Below are 20918 nucleotides of genomic sequence, written 5' to 3'. Positions count from 1 at the left end.
GAGGATTATATGTTTGCAGGAATTGATATTGGCTCCAGTTCTACCAATGTTGTTTTTATTAATAGTGAAAAAGAAATAATATGTTATGAGATAATTCCAACAAGTCCGAATCATAAAGAATCCGCCCAAAAAGCAGTAAGCTCATTATGTGAAAAGAACAATCTTTCGGAGTCTGATATAACTTATCTTGTGAGTACCGGATATGGAAGAAAAAATGTGAATGAAACCGATAAAAATGTCACTGAAATATCATGTCATGCCAAGGGTGCAATACACTTCTATCCACAAGCACGAACAATTTTAGATATTGGTGGACAAGACAGCAAGGTAATAAAAGTGAATGAACATGGAAGAGTTGAAGACTTCATAATGAATGAAAAGTGTGCTGCTGGTACCGGAAGGTTTCTTGAGGCCATGGCAAGAATTCTTGATGTTCGTATTGACCAGATGGGGGAACTGTCAGCACACGCTACGAAAGAGGTTAAGCTAAGCAGTGTCTGTACAGTATTTGCAGAGTCTGAAGTTATATCTAAGATAGCTGAGGAAAATACTATCGAAGACATTATTGATGGGATTCATAATTCTGTATGTTGCAGAACCATTGCACTGTTAGAAAAAGCAAAGATAGATCATATTGTTGTTATGACTGGTGGAGTAGCCAAAAATAAAGGTTTGGTTTATAAACTAGAAAAACAAATTGGTCAAAAGGTCTATGTGCCTCCAGAGCCTCAAATAGTCGGTGCGCTTGGAGCCGCTCTTATTGCCTTAGAAGAATATGGGGAAAAAGGGGAGATTTATTAAAAGTGAGACAACGTGATATAAATATGGGTTATTTATGCGGGAATAATTTACCCTATGAAATATTCCGCACATGCGGTATAAAACTCACAAAAATAAATTGCAATGGTCAGGTGTCAAGTAATTCCAAAATTCATTTTCCTACATACATGTGCTCATATGCAATGAATTGTTTAGAATTATTTATAGAAGATAGTGACCATGATGGATATATTCTTGAGAATAGGTGTCATGCAATGATAGCTTTGTATGAGTATTTACGCGAGTATATGCCACATAAGAAACTATTTATGTTTAATACAGCAAAAACCAGTTCCAGACATGCTTCGAAAAATTACTGCAATGAGATATCCAGACTAATAAAATTTTTGGAGGTAGAATTTAATATATCAGTTACTCATCAAGTATTGGAATTTAATAGAATTAATTTAGTAAATGATCTTAAGCAAAAAAGGAAAATGATTGATCATATTGTAAAGAACTCAATCTCATTGGCTTTATCAGACATTGAAGTTCTTGAGATGCAAACATCAGAGCCTTTTGAGTTAGATGTGGAATTGAAAAAAATTGTTGAGCGAAAGCCAATAAATGGACAGGGTGCCGAAATTCTATTATGTGGGATGCACATTACCCCTTTGGATATTATTGATGTGATTAATGAGTTCGGAGGTAAAGTAGTTTTATATGATAATTTCGAGAACAATGAATTAGATAACACCAATTTTAGTAATCGGTCTGAAATGTCAGATTTTAATCAACAGGAAAATCTGACGTGTAATTGGAATCCAGGATGGCTACAGTCATTTGAAAATAAACTTGCCAGATATAGTATTAAAGGCATTATATTTTCGACTATTAAGTTCTGCCCAACTCAGTCATATGGAGTGATACTTCTAGCTAATTTGGCAAAGAAAAGAAACATACCATTCTTAGTATTAAATGATTCTTTTTCAAGCAATTGTTCGGCGCAGGTTCGTACAAGAATTCAAGCCTTTCTAGAGTGCTTATAATGAGGTGGGAGAGATATTAGATGGATATTAATGAACAATATTACGAAGATTTTTATTTCAGCTTAATTAAATTTCAATATAGGTTTTATCGTGATATGGCCAAGAACCAAGGAAAAATTATTTTTAAGGATATAGGATTTCCGCAAGAATTAATTTTAGGCGCAGGGCTTATGCCGGTCATTGTAGAGTCAATGATTGGATTGCTTCCCCCAACACTATTAAATGAAAAAGGGTTTGATAAGGCAAATAGTATATTTTATGATACGGGGAGTTGTAGTTTTCATCGCTTAGCTCTGTCGGCCATTCACAATAACTTGGTCGAATTGCCAAATGCCTTTATAGGTTTAAATGCATGTCAGGAAGTAGTTAATGATTTTTTTGTTATATCCAATGAGCATCAAATACCTTTTTATGCTGTTGACTTACCATATGAAAGAACAGAGGATGCAGTATTGTATGTTGAGAAACAATATGAAGAGACATTTGAAAAGCTATGTAAACTCTCATCCGAAGGCGTGAAATATTCGAAATTAATAGAAACTATTAAACTTTCCAATGCAGCGTCAAACTATTTTAGAAAGGCTAATAGTATCAGAAAAGAATATCCAGGATTGATTTATGGTGGTCCAATGCTCAAATTTGTCAATCTTGTCATGATGTTTGGGACAGAAGGTGCTTTACAGGTGGCCCGTGAATATTATGAAACATGTAGTAGGTATGCTCAATCTGGAGAGAGAAAGGTAAATTTAAAATGTAAAATTCTGTGGTGCAACATGGGGATCAACTATGATGATAAATTTTATGAATACATTGAAAAAGAGCTAGGAGCAATGATCGTAATAGAGGAATTCAATATATTGCCAGAGGTAGAAATATCCACGGATAATCCTTTTTTAGGACTAGCTAAAAGAACGCTAAATACTTCCTTTATAAGCGATGCGAGATTGCGGGCTGAGAACTTAGTGAAATTAGCTAATGATTATGATGTGGATGGTGTTGTATTTTTTTCTCATATGAATTGCAGGTTCTTTAATTCAAAATTTAATATTTTAAAGAAATATTTAAATGAAAAGGGTATTCCTATAATAGAACTGAGTGGAGACTGTATAGATAAACGGAGCTATAATAGGGCGCAACTAATAACCAGGCTGGAGGCCTTTGTGGAAATGATTTCTTAGGAGGATGAATATGTTTAAGAGTTTAATTGATATGCTAAACACCAATAAGTCAGATGATGTGGGAATTACTTTTATTTTAAATGAGAATAGTGAAAAATTTGTATCTTATAATAATTTGTTTGAAAAGGCTGCATGTTCGCTACATGTACTGCAAAGCAAAGGGATAAAGCCAGGAGATAAAGTGATACTCCAAATTGAAGATTTGGAAAAATATATTTATTCATTGTGGGCATGTATTTTAGGGGGGATTATCCCGGTTCCGTTGTCAGTTGGAATTACTGATGAACAAATTGCAAGATTATTTAGGGTTTATAATTTATTAGAACAGCCATATGTACTGACTACAGATGGTGTTTTTAAGACTATTAAAAGATTTGAAGAAAATGTAGTTTATGGGATGGATTGCAAATTTGATCATGGGCAAGTTATACTTTATGATGAAATTGATCAAGGGATTCAAAAGGGGATTATATACGATGCTGGCTTGGATGATATTGCTCTTATTATGTTTTCATCCGGATCAACCGGCGAACCTAAAGGTGTGAAAACGACACATAGAAATATTTTAGTGACAAATGAAGATTTAATCGAGAAATTCAATGTTGATTCAAGTGATGTTTCATTACATTGGATGCCATTAACCCATATGGTTGGAATCGTTTTCTGCCATCTATTTCCGATAATGACATCAACACCGCAATACTTAATGGACAAAATGGTGTACATTAGATCACCAAAGATTTGGCTTAATAAAATATGCGAACACAGAGCGACTATATTATTAACTGCCAATTTTGGTATGAAATATTTAATGTCAAAGGTTGATAAGAATGAAAATAATGGTTGGGATCTATCGCATATCAAGGTAATTACAATTGGAGGCGAACTATTGTCCTCTTCGTTGTTTGATTCGTTCCTTTTATTTTTTAAAGATTATGGGATTAAGAAATGTATGATTAGTCCGGTATATGGAGTGACAGAGGCAATGGTTGTGGCCTGTGTATCCCAAGAAAAAGTAATTAATTCGTATTGTTTGGACAGAGGTAGCCTGTCTATTGGTTCAGATATAAAAGAAAATCTGCAGGAAGGAATTACCTTCGTTGGACTTGGTACTCCACCCAAACGTTGCAAAGTAAGAATCTGTGATAACGAAGATAATATTTTAGCGGAGGGAAAAGTAGGTCATATTCAGGTTAGTGGCCCTAATGTTACCCCCGGGTATTATCTGCCTGTAAATGATGCATTTTCTGCGGATGACTGGTATAAAACTGGAGATGTCGGATTTATTCAAAATGAGGAGGTTATCATTACAGGGCGTGCAAAGGAAATGATAATCGTGAATATGGTCAATTACTATCTGTTTGATATTGAGTCAGTGATAGAAAAGGTAGATCATTCACTGGTTGGAAACATAGCAGCCTGCGGTATTATAAATAAAGATACATTAGAGGATGATGTTATATTATTTATCCAGAATGAAGGCAATGAACAGCAAAGATTGAGTGAATTGATATCAGGAATTAAGTATTCAGTTAAATCTAAGATAGGACTGGATATTAAATATGTAATTCCTTTAAAAGAGTTACCAAGAACAGGAGTTGGCAAGGTTGGTCGTATAGTTTTAAAGAATAGATATTTAAACGGGGAATTTAATGAAATTATTGCCAAAACAAATTTAATATCAACAGATAAAAAAAATGAATCGGATGAACAGTATAATGGAATTGATGTCAGTGAAAAATTAATAGAAATTATTAAGTCGGTACTGAAGATTGAAAATGTCATGTTATCAGATAATATCTTTGAACTGGATGTACAATCACTGACGGCTATGCAGATTGCTGTGGAAATTGAAGACTATTTCGGTATTCTTTTTGAACTCAGGGGTTTATACGAAAATCCATCAGTTGGGGATATATCAAATAAAATTAAAGAATTATTAGTGGAAAAATCAACTGCAAATGGGATTTAAGAAAAGTACTCTTAAATATTAGCTAAGAAGTTGACTGAGCAACGTAAGTTGGCAAGCCAACATTGCTTATGTTAATAATGAGATATTATTAAGAGGAGAGTGTGATATCTCCTCTTATACTATTTTATGAATTTAATGAACAGCGATGGCAGATATATGGATCATTTCATGGAAATGGGGTTTTAATATATCTTCAGGAGAGGGTGTCAAAGTGGGGATGTAAAAAGGGTTCTGGTGCAAAAATAAATTCTGTGGTAATACTTTACAACAACTCACATATTCTTACTCAAGTATTTACTTTTTTAGAAGCTTCGAAACTTTGAAACATTGATTTAAGCACACTTCGCCATCGTGTAACAAGTGAAAAGTTAATAGAAGGTATAGATAATAAAATAATCGGTAAGGTTTGGCTGATTCTCAAAAGTGCAATAGCTAATATTACTTATAAACATAGCAAGACAGAATTTAAGTTTGCAGCTAGGTTTCTCTATCGTTGTTTTTATGTGGCTTTGGAGAGGGGGTCGTTTTCGACCCCCTAAAGCGACCCCCTTTTAAATCAAAATAATTTTGCGTATTTCTATCATTTCCCTGTCTCAACACACGTTGAGTCAGTCGTGTCGATAGAACGGAAGTAGCTTGATATCAAAGGTTCGGGGCGATAAGCCCCTTTTTTGTTGTGTGTTTTATGTTTCCGTAGACACACTTTTTTGATGGTTTTTGGTGTAGGGGGGTCGCACTTTTACGCAAAATGGTACTCGATACGCAAATAGGAAAGGGATTTTGCGTATTTGTTTATTGAAAACAGTGAAAACGACTCTTCGCCCTCACTACACAAGTACCCATACTTTGATACAAAGTATGGGTACTTGTGTTTATGTCTGAAAACGTGGAGAGTGCTTACTATAAAGTTATAATTAATAATGTACAAATAATATTAAATAAAAATGTACAAATGGTATGATTACAGGGTACAAAAGGAGGTACCCTAATGATTATCAAAAGTAGTATCATAACAGATTTAAATATTCAAACTGTCAAGGATCTTTATAAGTTAAAACCATTTATGGAGGACACAACATTGAAGGTTAATAAAAGCCAGATCGCAAGGGAACTTGATGTCGATAGGCGTACAGTTGATAAATACATTAATGGCTTTCATAAGGCCAAATCCAGAGAATGCGTGAATTGTATCACTGCTTACTATGACATTATCGCAGAGCTTCTATCTGATAACAGCCAGCAGATATTTTATTACAGAAGAGTTTTATGGCAATACCTAGTAGACAATCATTCTTATGAAGGGTCTTATGTGAATTTCTGCTACTATCTAAGAAAATATCCTGAACTAGACTCATATTTCAAAAAAAGCAGACCTTCAAACGCAAATAACGTAACCATACGTTATGAAACAGGAATGGGTCAACAAGCACAACTAGACTGGAAAGAGTCTATACGATTTACTCTTTCAACAGGTGAAATAATAGAAGTAAACATATTTGTATTATTGCTGTCATACTCACGTTTTAGAGTATACAGGGTATCTCTATCAAAAACACAGGACATATTATTTTCATTCCTTGATGATGCGTTTAACACGTTTGGAGGTGTTCCAAGTGAGATTGTCACCGATAATATGAAAACAGTTATGGATGAGCCAAGAACAGAGTATACAGAAGGGAAAATAAATATAAAATTTAAGCAGTTTGCGGATGATTATGGTTTTAAGGTGCACCCTTGTATTGCAGGAAGACCAAGAACAAAAGCCAAAGTAGAAGCACCAATGAAACTACTTGATGAGATAAGAGCCTACAATGGAAAACTTGATTACAAGGAACTTAATGAGTTGGTCACACGAATAAATAACAGAGTAAACATGCAGGTAAATCAAGGTACAGGTCGTATTCCATTAATGTATTTCAACAAGGAAAAAGCTTTCTTAGGAAGCTTACCAGCCGATACCATAAGAAAGCCTTATCAAATAACTCCACATAAAGTAAAAGTAAATTCATCCAGCATGTTCAACCATAATGAATGCCAGTATTCTGTACCACCAGAATACATTGGAAAAACTCTTACTTTACAAGTGTATGATGGTTACATACATGTTTATTATAACATGGAATTAATAACTATCCATACCCTTAGTAAAAAGAAACTAAATTATTTTACAGAACACTATACTGCTATAGCAAGAAAATCGCATGCATTTAAGGAAGAAAATATAAATGAGCGGGCAAAAGAAAACTTACAGGTTATAGGAGAAGTATATAGTTATGAATAACAGTACATACAACCAGCTATGCCGGAACATGGAAATTCTTGGTCTTGGGCAAATGGTAATTCATCTTGATGAAATATCTAATTTTGTGACATCCAACAATCTTTCGTTTACAGAAGGACTACTGAGACTTAGTAATTACGAAGTTGATTTTAAGGAGGCCAAAGCATCTAGATCTATGATTAAAGCAGCAGCATTTCCTTTTGTAAAGGAATTGAAAGATTATGATTTCAATTTTCAGCCGTCAGTAAATCAGCAAGAAATACAAGAACTTTGCACGCTTGGTTTTCTTGAAAGAAATGAGAATATAGTATTTCTTGGTCCAAGTGGTGTTGGAAAGACTCATCTGGCAACATCAATAGGAATAGCTGCAGCAAAGAAACGTACTAGCACATATTTTATCAAATGTCATGATTTATTGCAGCAACTAAAGAAAGCAAAACTGGAAAACAGACTTGATGTAAGACTCAGACACTTCTGCCATTACAGACTACTTATCATTGATGAACTTGGCTACTTACCCATTGATAAAGAAGATTCTAATATGTTTTTTCAGCTTATAGATATGAGATATGAGAGAAAAAGTACCATTCTTACAACAAACATGAATTTCAACGAATGGGATGGTGTATTCTATGACGCAGTTGTAGCCAATGCAATACTTGACAGGGTATTGCACCATGCACATGTAATATCTATATCTGGAAAGTCATACAGATTAAAGGATCATATGAAGCAAGGAGAATAGTTGTACATAATTATTTAATACTTTTTATACATTTTTCCTTGACAGTTTATACATAAGAGGTTTGGGCGAATGTGTCCAGCCTCTTTTTATGTTGGATGTTTCTTGAAGCTAATTCTATTAACTTGACTTTATTCCCTAGAAGAGTGATGTATAGTACTAAATTGATAGAAGGGAGCAAATTAAGTGCGTGTAATAAAAATAGAGCCTGCTGCAAAAGCTGAACAACAGAAAAAGAGGGTCTGTGCTTATGCGAGGGTATCCACCGATGGCTACAAGCAGGGTGAATCCTTGGAAAACCAAGTAACCTACTATAATAACTTAATCTCATCAAATACTGAGTACGAATTTGTAGGAATATTTGCAGACAAAGGAATAACTGGAACAAAAGATGATAGACCTGAGTTTCAACGAATGCTAAAGCTTTGTAGAGAAGGAAAAATAGACTTAATCATAACAAAATCCATATCAAGGTTTGCAAGAAATACAGTGGTAGTACTAAAATATGTAAGGGAATTAAAAGAAATAGGTGTTGAGGTAAAATTTGAAAAAGAAAATATATCGACATTATCTGGGGACTGTGAGCTGATGCTTACCGTCCTCTCTTCATTTGCGGAGGAAGAAAGCAGAAGTGTAAGTGAAAATATAAAGTGGAGGTATCACAAAAAGTTCGAAAAAGGTGAACTGGTTATAAACGCTAATAGGTTTCTTGGATACGATAAGGACGAATATGGAGATTTAATAATAAACCCCAAAGAGGCTGAGGTTGTAAAAAGAATATATAAGAAGTATTTAGAAGGTAATGGGATATTTAAAATAGTAAAACTGCTTAATTCAGAGGATATTCCAACAGTTACAGGCTCAAAATGGAATGAAGCAACTGTTAGGACTATTCTAAGAAATGAAAAGTATAAAGGGGATGTAATGCTTCAAAAAACCTATACTCCAAGCTACTTAACTAAGCTAAGGAAAATAAACAGAGGTCAGGTTGATAGCTATTACATAGAAGATAACCATTCACCAATAGTTACAAAGGAAGAATGGGAGAGAGTGCAGCTTGAAATGCAAAAACGTGCTGAAGCAAAAGGAAACTCAATAGGCTCAATAAAATGCCTTAACCGTTATCCACTTTCAGGAGTTCTTTTCTGCAGCAAATGCGGTTCACCATTGAGACGTAGAACATGGAACAGTAAACACTCCTGTAAAAAGATAGTATGGCAATGCAGCAACTATGTTAAAAATGGTAAAGATGCCTGTGACGGAACAGTAATCGATGATGAGATTATAGGCAGTCTTAATATAACGGAACCAACCATTGTGAAGGAGGAAATCCAAAATGGCAAGAAGCATTACAGTTATACCAGCAAGGGCAAACAGAACAAATACGGCACAGAATGCTGAACCGCAAAAAAAGAGAATGGCGGCTTACTGCCGTGTATCAACAGACCAATTAGAACAGCTATCAAGCTATGAGGCACAGGTACAATATTATACTACATATATATGTAACCATTCTGACTATCAATTTGCTGGTATCTATGCCGATGAGGGTATCACAGGAACTAACACAAAAAAGCGTGAGCAGTTTAACAGGATGATTAACGACTGCAAAGCAGGAAAAATTGATGTGATTATAACTAAATCAATATCGAGGTTTGCGAGGAACACTTTAGATTGCTTGAACTATGTAAGAGTACTCAAGGAGCTTGGCGTAGAGGTTATTTTTGAGAAGGAAAATATACGGACATTGGATTCAAAAGGGGAGGTACTAATTTCCATTTTAGCCAGTTTAGCACAGGAGGAAAGTTTTTCCATAAGTCGAAACAGCACATGGGGCATTAGAAGGCGGTTTGAACAGGGTAAAGTTATAGTCAATCATACAAAATTTATGGGGTATGATAAAGACGAAAATGGCAACCTTGTAATAGACGAAAAACAAGCAAAAGTAGTTAGAAGAATATTTACCGATTATCTTGATGGAAAAGGCCCGAACAGGATAGCGCGGGAGCTTGAGAGGGACGGAGTATTCAATTGGAATGGAAAAGCAAAATGGTATGAGGGCAGTATAAGGAAAATGCTGAGCAATGAGAAATTTAAAGGAGATGCTTTGCTTCAAAAGACATATACCGTTGATTTTCTTTCTAAGAAAAGGGTTGAGAACAAAGGTGAAATACCACAGTATTATGTTGAAGAAAGCCATCCTGCAATTATTGACAATGATACATGGGAAGCCGTTCAGTTTGAAATGGAGAGACGGCTGATATTTGCAAAAAAGCATGGACTTCAAAAATATGACTATGCTAATAACAATAACCCGTTTGCAGGGAGAGTTATATGTGGATGCTGCGACAGTACATTTGGCAGGAAGGTGTGGAACTCGACAGATGAAAGATTAAAAAGAACCATTTGGCAGTGTAACAATAAATACAAGGTAAAAGGAACAATAGGGTGCGGAAACAGGCATATTAATGATGGAATCTTATATGAGGCATTTGTTTATGCGTTTAATGAGATAGTCAAAAATATAGATTTCTATATGGCAAAGTGGCAAAAGAAGATTGACAGCAAAGACATTTTGGAGAGAGTTACTGCCAAGAGGTTTATTGGGATTTTTAAAGAGGCTCAGTCTATAGAACAGATTGATGCAGGATTGTATTTTAAACTGGTTGAGAAGGTTGTGGTTTATGAGGATAGGGTGAGTGTGGGGTTGTTGGATGGGAGTGAGATTAGTTTTGAATAGAGATATCAAATTTTAGATTTTATATAATATTAGTTTATACCGTCAATTGGGAAAGAGTATCTTCCGGTTGACGGTTTTTTTTAGTTACACACGTGGTCTAAATCCACCGTCTTAAGACGGTATGATGGGATATCTTATGCACAACTGGAAGTTAGTTTTCATTTTACACCTTTTCACATTTAATTTACAATAATAATCATAAAGTGTAAGAATTTTATATTAATGGTTGACTTTGTAATATAAAAAGGCATATAATGGTAAAGCAATGACAGTGTTTAGTGGAGATAAAACAAGTTTTGTAATGTAAAAAAGTTATTAAATGATTTTAACACATAGATATACTATTAAAAAAATAAAATACTTACTGGAGGAAGAAAATTTATGAAACGTTTTTTAAAAGGTTTTTCTGTTTTAGTAATTTTAGCAACTCTTCTCACAACAATTGCATATGCAGCAGTAGTGTATGAATCCGGCAACAATTTAGTAACAAATACCGAAAGATGGCAGTATATATATGATGGCTATGGTCAGTGCCAAGGAACATCATATAAAAATGTCTACATAAGATATTCTAATGGTGCAAGTGGAGATACTGGCCGCTTATATTCACAAAATACTTATGACTATACTATTGCTACTGTTTCTTATACATATACGGATACATTAAATCCGTTTGCGCCTAAAGTGCAATTTAATTATGGTTTTACAGCAAAGTAGATATGTAAATTTATGATAGTACATTAAAATTTGTAAACTCAAGTATATCTATGCGTTAAATATATTGCTTCTGTTTGATAATAATTACATGAATTTTCTTGACATACAGGATCATGAGTCCAGTTGGCTGTAAAGCCTATCCATCGTATGAGATAATTCATATCACTTTCACGTTACTATTATATACAGATTGCAATTGTCAAGTGCTTGCTGTGGAAACAGTGAATGCGTACTTGGTAATTTCAATCTGAACAAGTATTTTTCTGAGATAAAAGAGTAAGAGGTACTTGAATTTTTCACTTTTATCTCAATAATCACTGGGTACATTGTTAGTAGAATCAGTTATTTGCATAGACTGATAATCTATATAATCAAAAAGTTTGTAAAAATTGACATAAAAAAATAATAAAAGAAGGCAGAATAAATGCGAAAACTAAAATCAACGTTCTTTATTTTTAATTTCATAATAACAATAGTTTTTGTCACTTGCTTTACATATACAAAAATACAATTAAATAACATCACAACTCCACCATATAAACTTAGTACTAACACGATTTGTATTACTATTAATGAAAATGTGCAAAAAACTTCAAGAACCTCTTTGCCTCAAGTACTTGAGGAATTACAAGTTGTGCTTAATGATAATAAAGTGCTTTTGATTTCTGAAAATATTAATAGTTATGGCCTAGGTGTATTTGATCCCAATGGTTATTATGAAACATATAAACTAATCAGTGGTAATCAATTCAATCATAATTCAAAGGGGGTATTAGTGAGGGACAAATCCTATACTTACAAATCAGTGAAGAATAACGAAATAGTAAGTAATAATGGGAAAATCATACCAGTAATTGGTGTCTATGACAATTCATATCCGCTATTTGATATTAATAAGGAATATATTTATAATTTTTTTGATGATCCAGCATTAAGTGGCTACTGCTATTTAGATCATCCTAACAAAGTAAAATTGGAAAATATATTAAGGAATGAAATAATTCCATTATTGAATGATGGTGGTTATGACGTTGGAGTGGATAAGACATATACTACATCATTAACTTCAATAATTAGTAAATTAATCACAAATTCCGTATATGTAATTTCATTATTAATAATTCTTTTCTTATATATTAATTTATTTATTAATTATAATAATAATTTATCAAAATTAAAAAAGGTAATTAATGTACACATGGTGCTCGGAGGTACAAGACTTCTCCTAACACGTTATATCACAAAATATTATATTAGTAGTATTATTGTTGGAAGTATTTGCGGTGGTTTGTTTTATGCGATTGTATTTAATAGGAGTAAGCTGACATTATCACTTGTCACTATTTTTTTATGCATATTAATTAATATAATTATTAGCTATATTTTATCTATAATTGTAGTCTATAATAAATGTGTATTTATAGGAAGAGACGGTAAAAGATTATGAAAACAGCAGCTAAACTAGCAATGAAAGATGTGAAAAAAAATTTAACTAATATCATTTTTTTTGTTTTTCAACTGACATTTTGTATTATCTTTTTTGTTGTTGTAATGTCAGGCATTGTAAATCAATTCTTCTATCAGAAAACATATGATAAAGTAATGAACTCCAAAATTACAGGATTTAATATATATTATTCTGATAATGTCGATTCTGATGGTGAGTTGAATCAAAAGGATGAAACAGTTATAAGAGATATGTTTAAGGATAATAGAGCGTACTCTTTTGTCGATGGTATTCGTACCGAAAAATTGAAAGGTGTCCCTATAATAATCGGAGTAGGAGCTTTTGGTAGGGCTTATGGTTATCCTTCAAGCTCAGAAATTACTGCTTTTAAAGGTTCTAATATAAAAAATATTGAAGTAGGTGAGAATTTCAGTATTGGTAATACAAATGTTGTAATAAAAGAAGAATTGCCTTTTGGAGCATCATTTTTTAGAAAAGCATATCTAAATAAATTAGATGATTGTATCTTAGTGATAATGCCATACTCTAAGTTTGAAACACTATTTACTGGGGATGATCTGAATTTCTATAAAATGCTTATAAGAACAAATTTAAATCTTATTGATGCAAGCGATTCAGAAGTTGAGGACATCACTAATGCTATTAATAATACCAAGCAAAACAAGGTAATACCAATTAGTTACAATAACTATTTAACTGAACAATATAACGAAAAGAAAAATAATATTTATTTCTATACAATAATTATTATTAGTGCATTTATCTTTATTAGTTACGGGGTTTTCAAAAATCTGTTAAATTTAGTTGATAAAAATATTACAGAGTATACTGTGAATATATTATTTGGGGCTACTATTAAAGATATATTTATAAGAAATTTCTTTTATGTAATGATAATTATTGGCCCATCAATACTAATTTCATTTTTCTTTATCAATGCGGTTAGAATTATAGGTAAAACTGATATTTTGTTGCAGATAGCGGTTATTATATTAATTAGTATCTTAGTATCACTTGTTCCGCACAGCAGAATTAGTAGAAATTACCTATTAAATAATTTAAGAAGGGATTAATAATTATGTCGTTAATAGAAATCAAATCGCTTAAAAAAAGTTTTAATGATGGAAAAGAGAATAAAATTAACGTTATAAGAGGCATAGATTTAAGAATAGAGAAGGGAGAAAAAATCGCTATAGTAGGAGACTCTGGGTGTGGTAAAACTACGTTTATTAACCTCATCGGACTTATACTTAATTCGGACTCTGGAGAGATTATCATAAATGGGAGAAATGTATTAGAACTCTCATCAAAAGATAAGGCCAATTTAAGAAATGCTTTTTTTGGATATGTTGTACAAGATTTTGCACTGGTTGAGGAGGATACTACTTATCAAAACTTGGAGATTCCGCTTCTATATTCAAAAAAAAGATATAGTAAACGAGAAAAAGACAAACTAATAAGTGATACACTAAATAAAGTAGGATTAAGCGAAAAAATTAATGAAAAAGTTAAATTTTTATCAGGTGGTCAAAGACAGAGAGTAGCCATAGCTAGAGCTATTATCAATAATCCTAGCGTGATCTTAGCAGATGAACCAACAGGAGCTCTTGATGGAGACACAAGTGAAAAAATCTTTTCATTATTAAATGATTTGGTTATTGATGGAAAATCTTTAATCCTTGTTACTCACAACGAAAAGTTAGCTAATTACTGTGATAAAAAGTATAAAATTGAAACGGGAGTTTTTAAGTAGCTTGATGATTAGCCTTCGTCTTGCGAATAAGCATTAGGGAAAAATCAAAAGTTACAGTATAGTACTGAATCACGATATTAAGTAGAAAGGAAGATATGGTGTTTTGCTTCTAAAAACATCATACAAGGATATTATGAACGTTGAAGCCCCGTATATTAAGTTGTTTAAGAATTCTTTAGGATATTATTTATTTGATGTAAATACTGTTAAGGTACTGAAGATACCGGAATATTTATACTTGGATTTGTATCATAATCCTTATGATACCCGGGATTGGAACAAGGCTTCCCTTGATTATATGACTAGCTTGAAAAAAGATGGCTATTTGAGCAATCATCGAGTGAAGGAATCAGAACATCCGCTTACGGAATTTCTAGATGATTTAATTAATCATAAATTATCACATATCACCTTGCAGGTAACACAAAATTGTAATCTCAGATGTGAGTATTGTATATATTCAGGTGAGTATAAAAACAGAGTACATAGCGATGAACGTATGAATTGTAATACCATGAGAGACGCTGTAGATTATCTGATCAAATGTTCCAGTGATGCAGACAGAATGGCAATTAGTTTTTATGGTGGCGAACCTTTATTGGAATTTACTTTAATTCAGGAATGTGTAGAATACGCTTTGAAGAAAGCAGAGGGAAGAAAAGTCATTTTTAATTTCACAACCAATGGTACTTTATTAACAAAGGAAAAGCTGGAGTTTCTGGTTCACAATGACTTTAGAATTACAATAAGCCTGGATGGACCGGAGTTTATTCATGATAAACATAGGAAATTGGCTTATACATCAAAGGGGTCCTTTGATAAAATCATTGAGAATCTGGAATATATTTATGATACCTATCCTGAATTTTATCAAAGCAATATTCAGTTTAATACAGTAATAGATCCTTTGAATCGTTTTACTATCATAAATGATTTCATACGTAACAACAAGCTTTTAAGTCAATCGATGTTTTCCTCTACGCTAATTGATGGTACCTATGCGATCAAGGATATATCTCATGATGATCAATTTGATGAAGAATTTCGCTATGAGGTATTTAAAACATTTTTATGGAAAACGGGATGGCTTTCAAGGGAAGACACTTCTCCATTGTTAGTATCTTATTATGGAACCTTAAAAAAGATGGCCAAAATGATAGAAACCATGAAAAGTGATAGAATTCCAGAAAAATTTCATCGAGGAGGGCCATGTGTACCAGGAATACAACGTCTCTTCGTTACAGCGACAGGGGAGTTGTATCCATGCGAAAGGGTCAGTGAATCTTCGTCGGTAGCCAGATTGGGGGATATAGACAGCGGAATCAGCCTTGCGCGAGCAGAAAAAATCCTCAATGTTGAGAAGGAGACCTCTGAAATGTGCAGAGATTGTTGGGCTTATTATTTTTGTACTGCATGCATTGCAAAAATGGATGACGGATCTCAGATTTCAACAACGAAACTGAGCGAACAATGTAATGCGATGAGGAGCACGGTGGAAAGAGAATTATCAGATTACGTTGTGATGAAAGAGTTAGGATACCAATGGGAATTAGACGCGTGAGAGGTGAAGTTCATGGAAAATGTATTAGTATATCCGTATAATAAATCATATCAACCGTATGTATGGAACGGAGAAATAGATGGAAATAAGATAATAAAATCCTTGGTATCTCCCAGCGGATGGGGGATTGAAGGAAAGGAAGTCCAAAGCTTAACAGGGAAGTATGTGGTAAGCAGTAATTTTTCATATGAACTGAAAGGTTGCTCTACGGTTTGGTTTGTGGAAGATGATGCTCTGCCTTTACCGGAAGACCTATTGATCAGTAAAGTACAAGAAGCTGTAGAGAATGGAAAGGACATTCTTTATACGAGATATAAGGACAAGCAATTATATGATAAGGTTATGACTATGTTACAGAGCACTAATAAACAACCAATACTCAGAGAAGAGGAAAAAAGTCAGGTAAAATTGGACGACTTTTGCTATAGTATTAAGGTTCCGATTATAGCAATTTTAGGATTAGAAGAAGGAGTTCAAAAATTTGATGTGCAGGTTGCATTGTGGAGAAAATTGAAGGAGCTGGGGTATGAAGTAGAGGCAATCTCAACTAGGCTGGACAGTGAAGTAATTGGTATGAACTCCATACCACAATTTATGTTTGAAACCGGGATGAGCGAGACTCAAAAGATCATTCAATACAATCATTATGTGAAGCAGATTGAACTGACCAAAAAGCCAGATATAATAATTCTTGGAGTGCCGGGAAGCGTAATGCCCTTTGATTCAGTAAATCACAATAATTTTGGTATCATGTCATACTTGATATCCATGGCTGTACCTGTAGACTATGCTATTTTATGTGCTCCCTTTTACACCAACTCTGATTTTGATTTTACAGATATAAATAGGGATATTTATCATAAGTTTGGCTTTGAAGTGGCTTTTTGCCATATTGCTCCTATCACACTAGATCTCCGGAGTATATTTGAAGATAGTAAAAGGCGGTTTTTTACACTGAAGGAGGATTATATTCAACAAGAACTAAGGAAACATGAAAAAGATGATGTTGGGTATGTTCTGACGCCAAACAATATTGAAAAATTAGCACATCGTGTATTGGAAGTATTATCCTAGGGCAAGGGAGGGTCTGAAGACTTCGATGGAAAAGGTAGAATTGGTGAACGAGATTTTTAAGAAAAGAATCAATATAGATTTTGAGGAAAACAAGGAATTACAAAGGGAAAAGTTATTGGGGAATAAAATCGGGTGCCCGGTTAGAGAACTGGTCTTGATTTTATATGATTTAGAGCAATGCTTTGGTGCTGAGCGATGGAGGGATAGCATTATAAATAATCGTTTTGATACCTATGAAAATATCATTGCTACGCTTAATACTTAGCTAATTACCAGTATATCTTACTGGCTAATTAAATAAATAAGATGGGGGATTAAATTGTGAAAAAACAACTCAAAAAAAGAACGAAGAACACTCAAAGATCACTGGAGCTATATGCAGCCTGTGCCTGCCTTTGCAGTGCTTGTTCCGGATGTGGAAGTGTACCGTCAAGTGACTTTGTAAATGTTATGAACAATCGAACATGGAACAACAACAATTCGGATAATTCGAGCAAAAATTGATTTATAAACATATGTAGATGGCAGATTTATCTGCCATCTACATATGTTTATAAATTTATATATATGAACGAAGAACAATTGAGGTGCAGGAAAATGATTAAGAACAGTATGAAACAGATACTACGAATGCCAGTGAAGAGTTTCTCTTTTTTAGTTCTGATGGTACTCGCTGCTTTTTTACTTACACTGGGTTGTATTTTGTATATTATGAATAACGCAACCATAACTAAGTATGAAGACAGCTTTATTACCATAGGAACCGTTGAGCAAAAAGCGTTTTCTGTGAAGCGTGGGACAGAATGGAATGCTGAGCTAAAGGATTATAGTGTGTTTCAGAAAGCAGAATATTCCTCGCTACTTCCATCTTCTATCCTTTCCTTTCCAGGAGCGAATTATATTCACGAACCAAAGAAACGTTCTTATTACGGCTCTTATGCACCAGACTATATTTTATGGAACACATCGTCGCCACAGAATTTTCCTGTTGTGATAGCAGAAATTTCACCCATAGAGGACTGCATACCGGATGAGGCAGTTAAGGTTATCGTAAAAAAGGTTCTTTTTGGGGATTCTGCGTTAGAAGGGTCCTCCCTTTGGTTCTGTAATCATTATACTAAAAATCCAAAGCCTCTTAAGAAGGGGAATAGCTATGCTGTTGTTTTATTGACCAATTATTGGGCGCATGGAAAGCATTTTGAGGCAGAAGCGAAGCCGGAGAAACGGAGTGTAGAATATGTTCCCATAGAGTTGGTGTCTAAACAATACGATAGGAATGGAAAACGAATGAAGGATACCTTAGAGGGAAATTCTGAAGAAGCCTCTCCTTATTATGAGATAGTAAATGGCTTTTATGAGACAGAGATTGGAAAAAGAGTTCTGAACCTGATCGAAGGCTATGCCATGCTTAGAGCTACACAGCCTGTTACAGGGACCAATGCAACCATGCTCTTAATGTCCTTCTACCTTGGTGATTCCTATATCAGCCAAGGTAGGGATATCTCAGAGGAGGAATATAACCAAGGGGATCAGGTATGCTTGGTATCAAAAGAGTTTGCTGAGAATAATAAGCTTACGCTTGGCGATGAGGTTAACCTGCAGCTTTATTTTACCAACAGTAAGATTTCTTCGGGAACGCATAATATGGAACAATGGCTTCCTATTACAGTCAAGGGAGAGGTGCTCTCTGTATTTGAAGAAAGCAGGTATACCATTGTCGGCATCTATGATACTTTTTCCGGAGCCAATGATGAGCGGTTTCGTTTGGCTCTCGATGAGGTAATTGTTCCACTGGCTTCCATTAAAAATCAAAATAGCTGTAATATCATGGAATACGGTCCAATGAAAGGTTCAACCACCTCCTTTCAAATTCCCAATGGAAGTATTGATGCATATATGGCCAATTGGGAAAAATACGGGACGGACGAGTTAGAAATTATTTTCTATGATAGGGGTTATACCCAATTAAAGAACGGTCTGGAAAACATTAAGCAAGTATCTCTATTACTACTGGTTGTGGGAATGATTATGGTACTTTTTCTTTTATTATTCTTCAGCCATTTGTTTATTACCAATCAGAAGGAACGGATTGCGATAGAACGTTGTCTGGGGGTAGAAAAGAAACAATGCAGAAGCTCTTTGCTTTCTGGAATTTTAATTCTGCTGATTGCCGGGAGTATCCTGGGTTGTTGTTTGGGAGGAGTGCTGTCTCAGCATATATCAGCCGATACCATGGACCGGGTATATTATGATACCACTTACAGTAATGTGATAGCAACAGAAACGAAGGGTACTAGCGACAAAGTAGCCAATGATTTTTTGGTAGTTATGATTGTAGTTTTCTCCACTGGAGCAGGTATTGCACTAATGGGAGTACTGATTTCGGTGAGAAAGATTAATCGAATTTTGAATTTGGAGCCTATGAAGCTACTGAGTGAAAAAAATTAGAATGATTTGCTTTCAGTTTAGAGGATGATATAATGCTAAGAGTTGCAGTAATTGACAATGGAATCAGTGAAAAGTACATCAAAGGGAAGATTTCGCATTATAAAATTGAAAAAAAAGCAGTAGTGATAGAGAAGGGAAATCCTACTGAGTCATTAACCCATGGAACAATCTGTGCGTATATCATTTCCAAGCTTTTGGAACGGGTTGAACTGATCGATATTAACGTCTTCGGAACGAGGTATGGTTCTTCAGAAGATGTGATATTGGCGTTGGAGTGGTGTCTTACCCATGCGGTAACTGTTATTAATATGAGCTTTGGAACAGTGGATTATAGAGAATACTCTAAAATGGAGGGGATAATTCACAAGCTTTCGATGGAGAATAGGTACCTTGTAGCAGCCTTTAACAACTTTTTCATTAAATCCTATCCTGCTTCCGTGGAAAGGGTTTTTGGGGTGCGCGCCGATAAAGGAAATTTGCGAAGGAATGGAGATTATTCGTTTGCACCAAATCGAGGGCTACAAAAGGAAAACACTCTGGTAGCACATTGGGATTTACAGGAGTATCAGGAGGACTTGGGACAAAACGAATTTCCGCATCGCTCCAATAGTTTTTCAGCACCGGTAATCACGGCCTTCATAGCCCGTTGTCTAGGAGAGTATCCTGGGATAAAATTTAATGGAGTTATAAAGTATTTGGAGCAAAATGCAGTCAATGAGCCCTGTGAAGCATATTCAATAGATCGCATATTCACAAAATTGAATTTTTCGATTGAGATACCGGTCATCGCCTTTGTGAGTGAGGATATCGAATGTACACGAAATCTTCAGCAATTATTAGATCAGGAAGGATATGAAGCTGTCTTGGTTACCGATGGAGAGGAAAAGATAAAAGGGATACCGTTGAATATCTATTGTGATATAGAAGAAGAACTAACAAAGGAGATTATTGCATCCATTGCTCACATATATCAAGCAGATATTTTGATTATGAGCCTGTGCGAGCATCGGTTTCATCCAAAGAATCAGGATTTCATTGATATTATTGTTCGGAGGGAGATAGAAAGGTATCGTGTGGAGTTTAGGCATAATTCCTGCTATTGTGATACGATTTGGGAACTAAGTGAGATGGTTCAACAATATTTTCAATAGATAAAATCCGGAGGAATAAATTTAT

18 protein-coding genes are annotated in these 20918 nt (G+C 34.3%); all 18 read left to right on the top strand.

Features of this window, described 5'->3' with window-relative positions; translation table 11 throughout:
• Positions 1-9: 9 nt before the first annotated feature.
• The 18 genes from EHE19_RS16505 to EHE19_RS16420 all read left to right on the top strand — a co-directional run bounded on the left by EHE19_RS16505 (position 10) and on the right by EHE19_RS16420 (position 20893).
• On the top strand, positions 10-801 hold the full coding sequence (locus EHE19_RS16505; RefSeq protein ID WP_137699142.1) for an acyl-CoA dehydratase activase: 792 nt from the start codon (positions 10-12) through the stop codon (positions 799-801).
• A gap of 2 nt (positions 802-803) precedes the next feature.
• On the top strand, positions 804-1808 hold the full coding sequence (locus EHE19_RS16500; RefSeq protein ID WP_137699141.1) for a 2-hydroxyacyl-CoA dehydratase family protein: 1005 nt from the start codon (positions 804-806) through the stop codon (positions 1806-1808).
• A gap of 20 nt (positions 1809-1828) precedes the next feature.
• Positions 1829-2986, top strand: a complete 1158-nt coding sequence (locus tag EHE19_RS16495) for a 2-hydroxyacyl-CoA dehydratase subunit D (protein ID WP_137699140.1) — start codon at positions 1829-1831, stop codon at positions 2984-2986.
• Between the two features lie 10 nt (positions 2987-2996).
• Positions 2997-4958 (top strand): non-ribosomal peptide synthetase, encoded by a 1962-nt coding sequence (locus EHE19_RS16490; RefSeq protein WP_171003662.1) that lies wholly within the window; start codon positions 2997-2999, stop codon positions 4956-4958.
• Between the two features lie 988 nt (positions 4959-5946).
• The gene (gene istA, locus EHE19_RS16485; protein WP_190530273.1) at positions 5947-7239 is read left to right on the top strand and encodes an IS21 family transposase; all 1293 of its coding nucleotides are present in this window, start codon (positions 5947-5949) and stop codon (positions 7237-7239) included.
• On the top strand, positions 7232-7984 hold the full coding sequence (istB, locus tag EHE19_RS16480; RefSeq protein ID WP_190530271.1) for an IS21-like element helper ATPase IstB: 753 nt from the start codon (positions 7232-7234) through the stop codon (positions 7982-7984). Before istA ends, istB begins: the two co-directional genes overlap by 8 nt.
• Before the next feature lie 183 nt (positions 7985-8167).
• Positions 8168-9382 carry a recombinase family protein gene (locus EHE19_RS16475; protein WP_190530374.1) on the top strand — a complete coding sequence of 405 codons (1215 nt, stop codon included), beginning with the start codon at positions 8168-8170 and terminating at the stop codon, positions 9380-9382.
• Complete coding sequence (locus EHE19_RS16470) at positions 9318-10721, top strand: recombinase family protein (RefSeq protein ID WP_190530372.1); 1404 nt, start codon at positions 9318-9320, stop codon at positions 10719-10721. Before EHE19_RS16475 ends, EHE19_RS16470 begins: the two co-directional genes overlap by 65 nt.
• Before the next feature lie 381 nt (positions 10722-11102).
• A complete protein-coding gene (locus EHE19_RS16465) occupies positions 11103-11438 on the top strand; it encodes a hypothetical protein (RefSeq protein ID WP_137699192.1) in 336 nt (111 codons plus the stop codon).
• Between the two features lie 424 nt (positions 11439-11862).
• Positions 11863-12885 carry a hypothetical protein gene (locus tag EHE19_RS16460; RefSeq protein WP_137699191.1) on the top strand — a complete coding sequence of 341 codons (1023 nt, stop codon included), beginning with the start codon at positions 11863-11865 and terminating at the stop codon, positions 12883-12885.
• Complete coding sequence (locus tag EHE19_RS16455) at positions 12882-13979, top strand: hypothetical protein (RefSeq protein ID WP_137699190.1); 1098 nt, start codon at positions 12882-12884, stop codon at positions 13977-13979. The genes EHE19_RS16460 and EHE19_RS16455 overlap by 4 nt, the downstream gene beginning before the upstream one ends.
• A 5-nt stretch (positions 13980-13984) precedes the next feature.
• Positions 13985-14659, top strand: a complete 675-nt coding sequence (locus tag EHE19_RS16450) for an ABC transporter ATP-binding protein (protein ID WP_137699189.1) — start codon at positions 13985-13987, stop codon at positions 14657-14659.
• A gap of 103 nt (positions 14660-14762) precedes the next feature.
• A complete protein-coding gene (gene ccpM, locus EHE19_RS16445; RefSeq protein ID WP_205314716.1) occupies positions 14763-16220 on the top strand; it encodes a Cys-rich peptide radical SAM maturase CcpM in 1458 nt (485 codons plus the stop codon).
• A 12-nt stretch (positions 16221-16232) separates the two neighbouring features.
• Positions 16233-17294, top strand: a complete 1062-nt coding sequence (locus tag EHE19_RS16440) for a TIGR04066 family peptide maturation system protein (RefSeq protein ID WP_137699187.1) — start codon at positions 16233-16235, stop codon at positions 17292-17294.
• A 25-nt stretch (positions 17295-17319) separates the two neighbouring features.
• Positions 17320-17559 (top strand): hypothetical protein, encoded by a 240-nt coding sequence (locus EHE19_RS16435; RefSeq protein WP_137699186.1) that lies wholly within the window; start codon positions 17320-17322, stop codon positions 17557-17559.
• 56 nt (positions 17560-17615) lie between these two features.
• On the top strand, positions 17616-17798 hold the full coding sequence (locus EHE19_RS16430) for a hypothetical protein (protein ID WP_137699185.1): 183 nt from the start codon (positions 17616-17618) through the stop codon (positions 17796-17798).
• A 93-nt stretch (positions 17799-17891) separates the two neighbouring features.
• Positions 17892-19742: an FtsX-like permease family protein gene (locus tag EHE19_RS16425; protein ID WP_171003669.1), complete on the top strand. Its 1851-nt coding sequence runs from the start codon at positions 17892-17894 to the stop codon at positions 19740-19742.
• 32 nt (positions 19743-19774) lie between these two features.
• Positions 19775-20893 (top strand): S8 family serine peptidase, encoded by a 1119-nt coding sequence (locus tag EHE19_RS16420; RefSeq protein WP_137699183.1) that lies wholly within the window; start codon positions 19775-19777, stop codon positions 20891-20893.
• The last annotated feature ends 25 nt before the right edge of the window (positions 20894-20918 follow it).

The organism is Ruminiclostridium herbifermentans (assembly GCF_005473905.2).
Taxonomy (GTDB): domain Bacteria; phylum Bacillota; class Clostridia; order Acetivibrionales; family DSM-1351; genus Ruminiclostridium; species Ruminiclostridium herbifermentans.
This window is presented reverse-complemented; position numbering and strand designations above follow the sequence as displayed.

Excerpts from the sequence above, each read along its gene's own strand:
- EHE19_RS16420 (WP_137699183.1), top strand. The coding sequence starts at position 19,775 with ATGCTAAGAGTTGCAGTAATTGACAATGGAATCAGTGAAAAGTACATC.
- EHE19_RS16455 (WP_137699190.1), top strand. The coding sequence starts at position 12,882 with ATGAAAACAGCAGCTAAACTAGCAATGAAAGATGTGAAAAAAAATTTA.
- EHE19_RS16450 (WP_137699189.1), top strand. The coding sequence starts at position 13,985 with ATGTCGTTAATAGAAATCAAATCGCTTAAAAAAAGTTTTAATGATGGA.
- EHE19_RS16495 (WP_137699140.1), top strand. The coding sequence starts at position 1,829 with ATGGATATTAATGAACAATATTACGAAGATTTTTATTTCAGCTTAATT.
- EHE19_RS16470 (WP_190530372.1), top strand. The coding sequence starts at position 9,318 with ATGGCAAGAAGCATTACAGTTATACCAGCAAGGGCAAACAGAACAAAT.
- EHE19_RS16440 (WP_137699187.1), top strand. The coding sequence starts at position 16,233 with ATGGAAAATGTATTAGTATATCCGTATAATAAATCATATCAACCGTAT.
- istA (WP_190530273.1), top strand. The coding sequence starts at position 5,947 with ATGATTATCAAAAGTAGTATCATAACAGATTTAAATATTCAAACTGTC.
- EHE19_RS16425 (WP_171003669.1), top strand. The coding sequence starts at position 17,892 with ATGATTAAGAACAGTATGAAACAGATACTACGAATGCCAGTGAAGAGT.
- EHE19_RS16490 (WP_171003662.1), top strand. The coding sequence starts at position 2,997 with ATGTTTAAGAGTTTAATTGATATGCTAAACACCAATAAGTCAGATGAT.
- istB (WP_190530271.1), top strand. The coding sequence starts at position 7,232 with ATGAATAACAGTACATACAACCAGCTATGCCGGAACATGGAAATTCTT.
- EHE19_RS16460 (WP_137699191.1), top strand. The coding sequence starts at position 11,863 with ATGCGAAAACTAAAATCAACGTTCTTTATTTTTAATTTCATAATAACA.
- EHE19_RS16435 (WP_137699186.1), top strand. The coding sequence starts at position 17,320 with ATGGAAAAGGTAGAATTGGTGAACGAGATTTTTAAGAAAAGAATCAAT.
- EHE19_RS16505 (WP_137699142.1), top strand. The coding sequence starts at position 10 with ATGTTTGCAGGAATTGATATTGGCTCCAGTTCTACCAATGTTGTTTTT.
- EHE19_RS16465 (WP_137699192.1), top strand. The coding sequence starts at position 11,103 with ATGAAACGTTTTTTAAAAGGTTTTTCTGTTTTAGTAATTTTAGCAACT.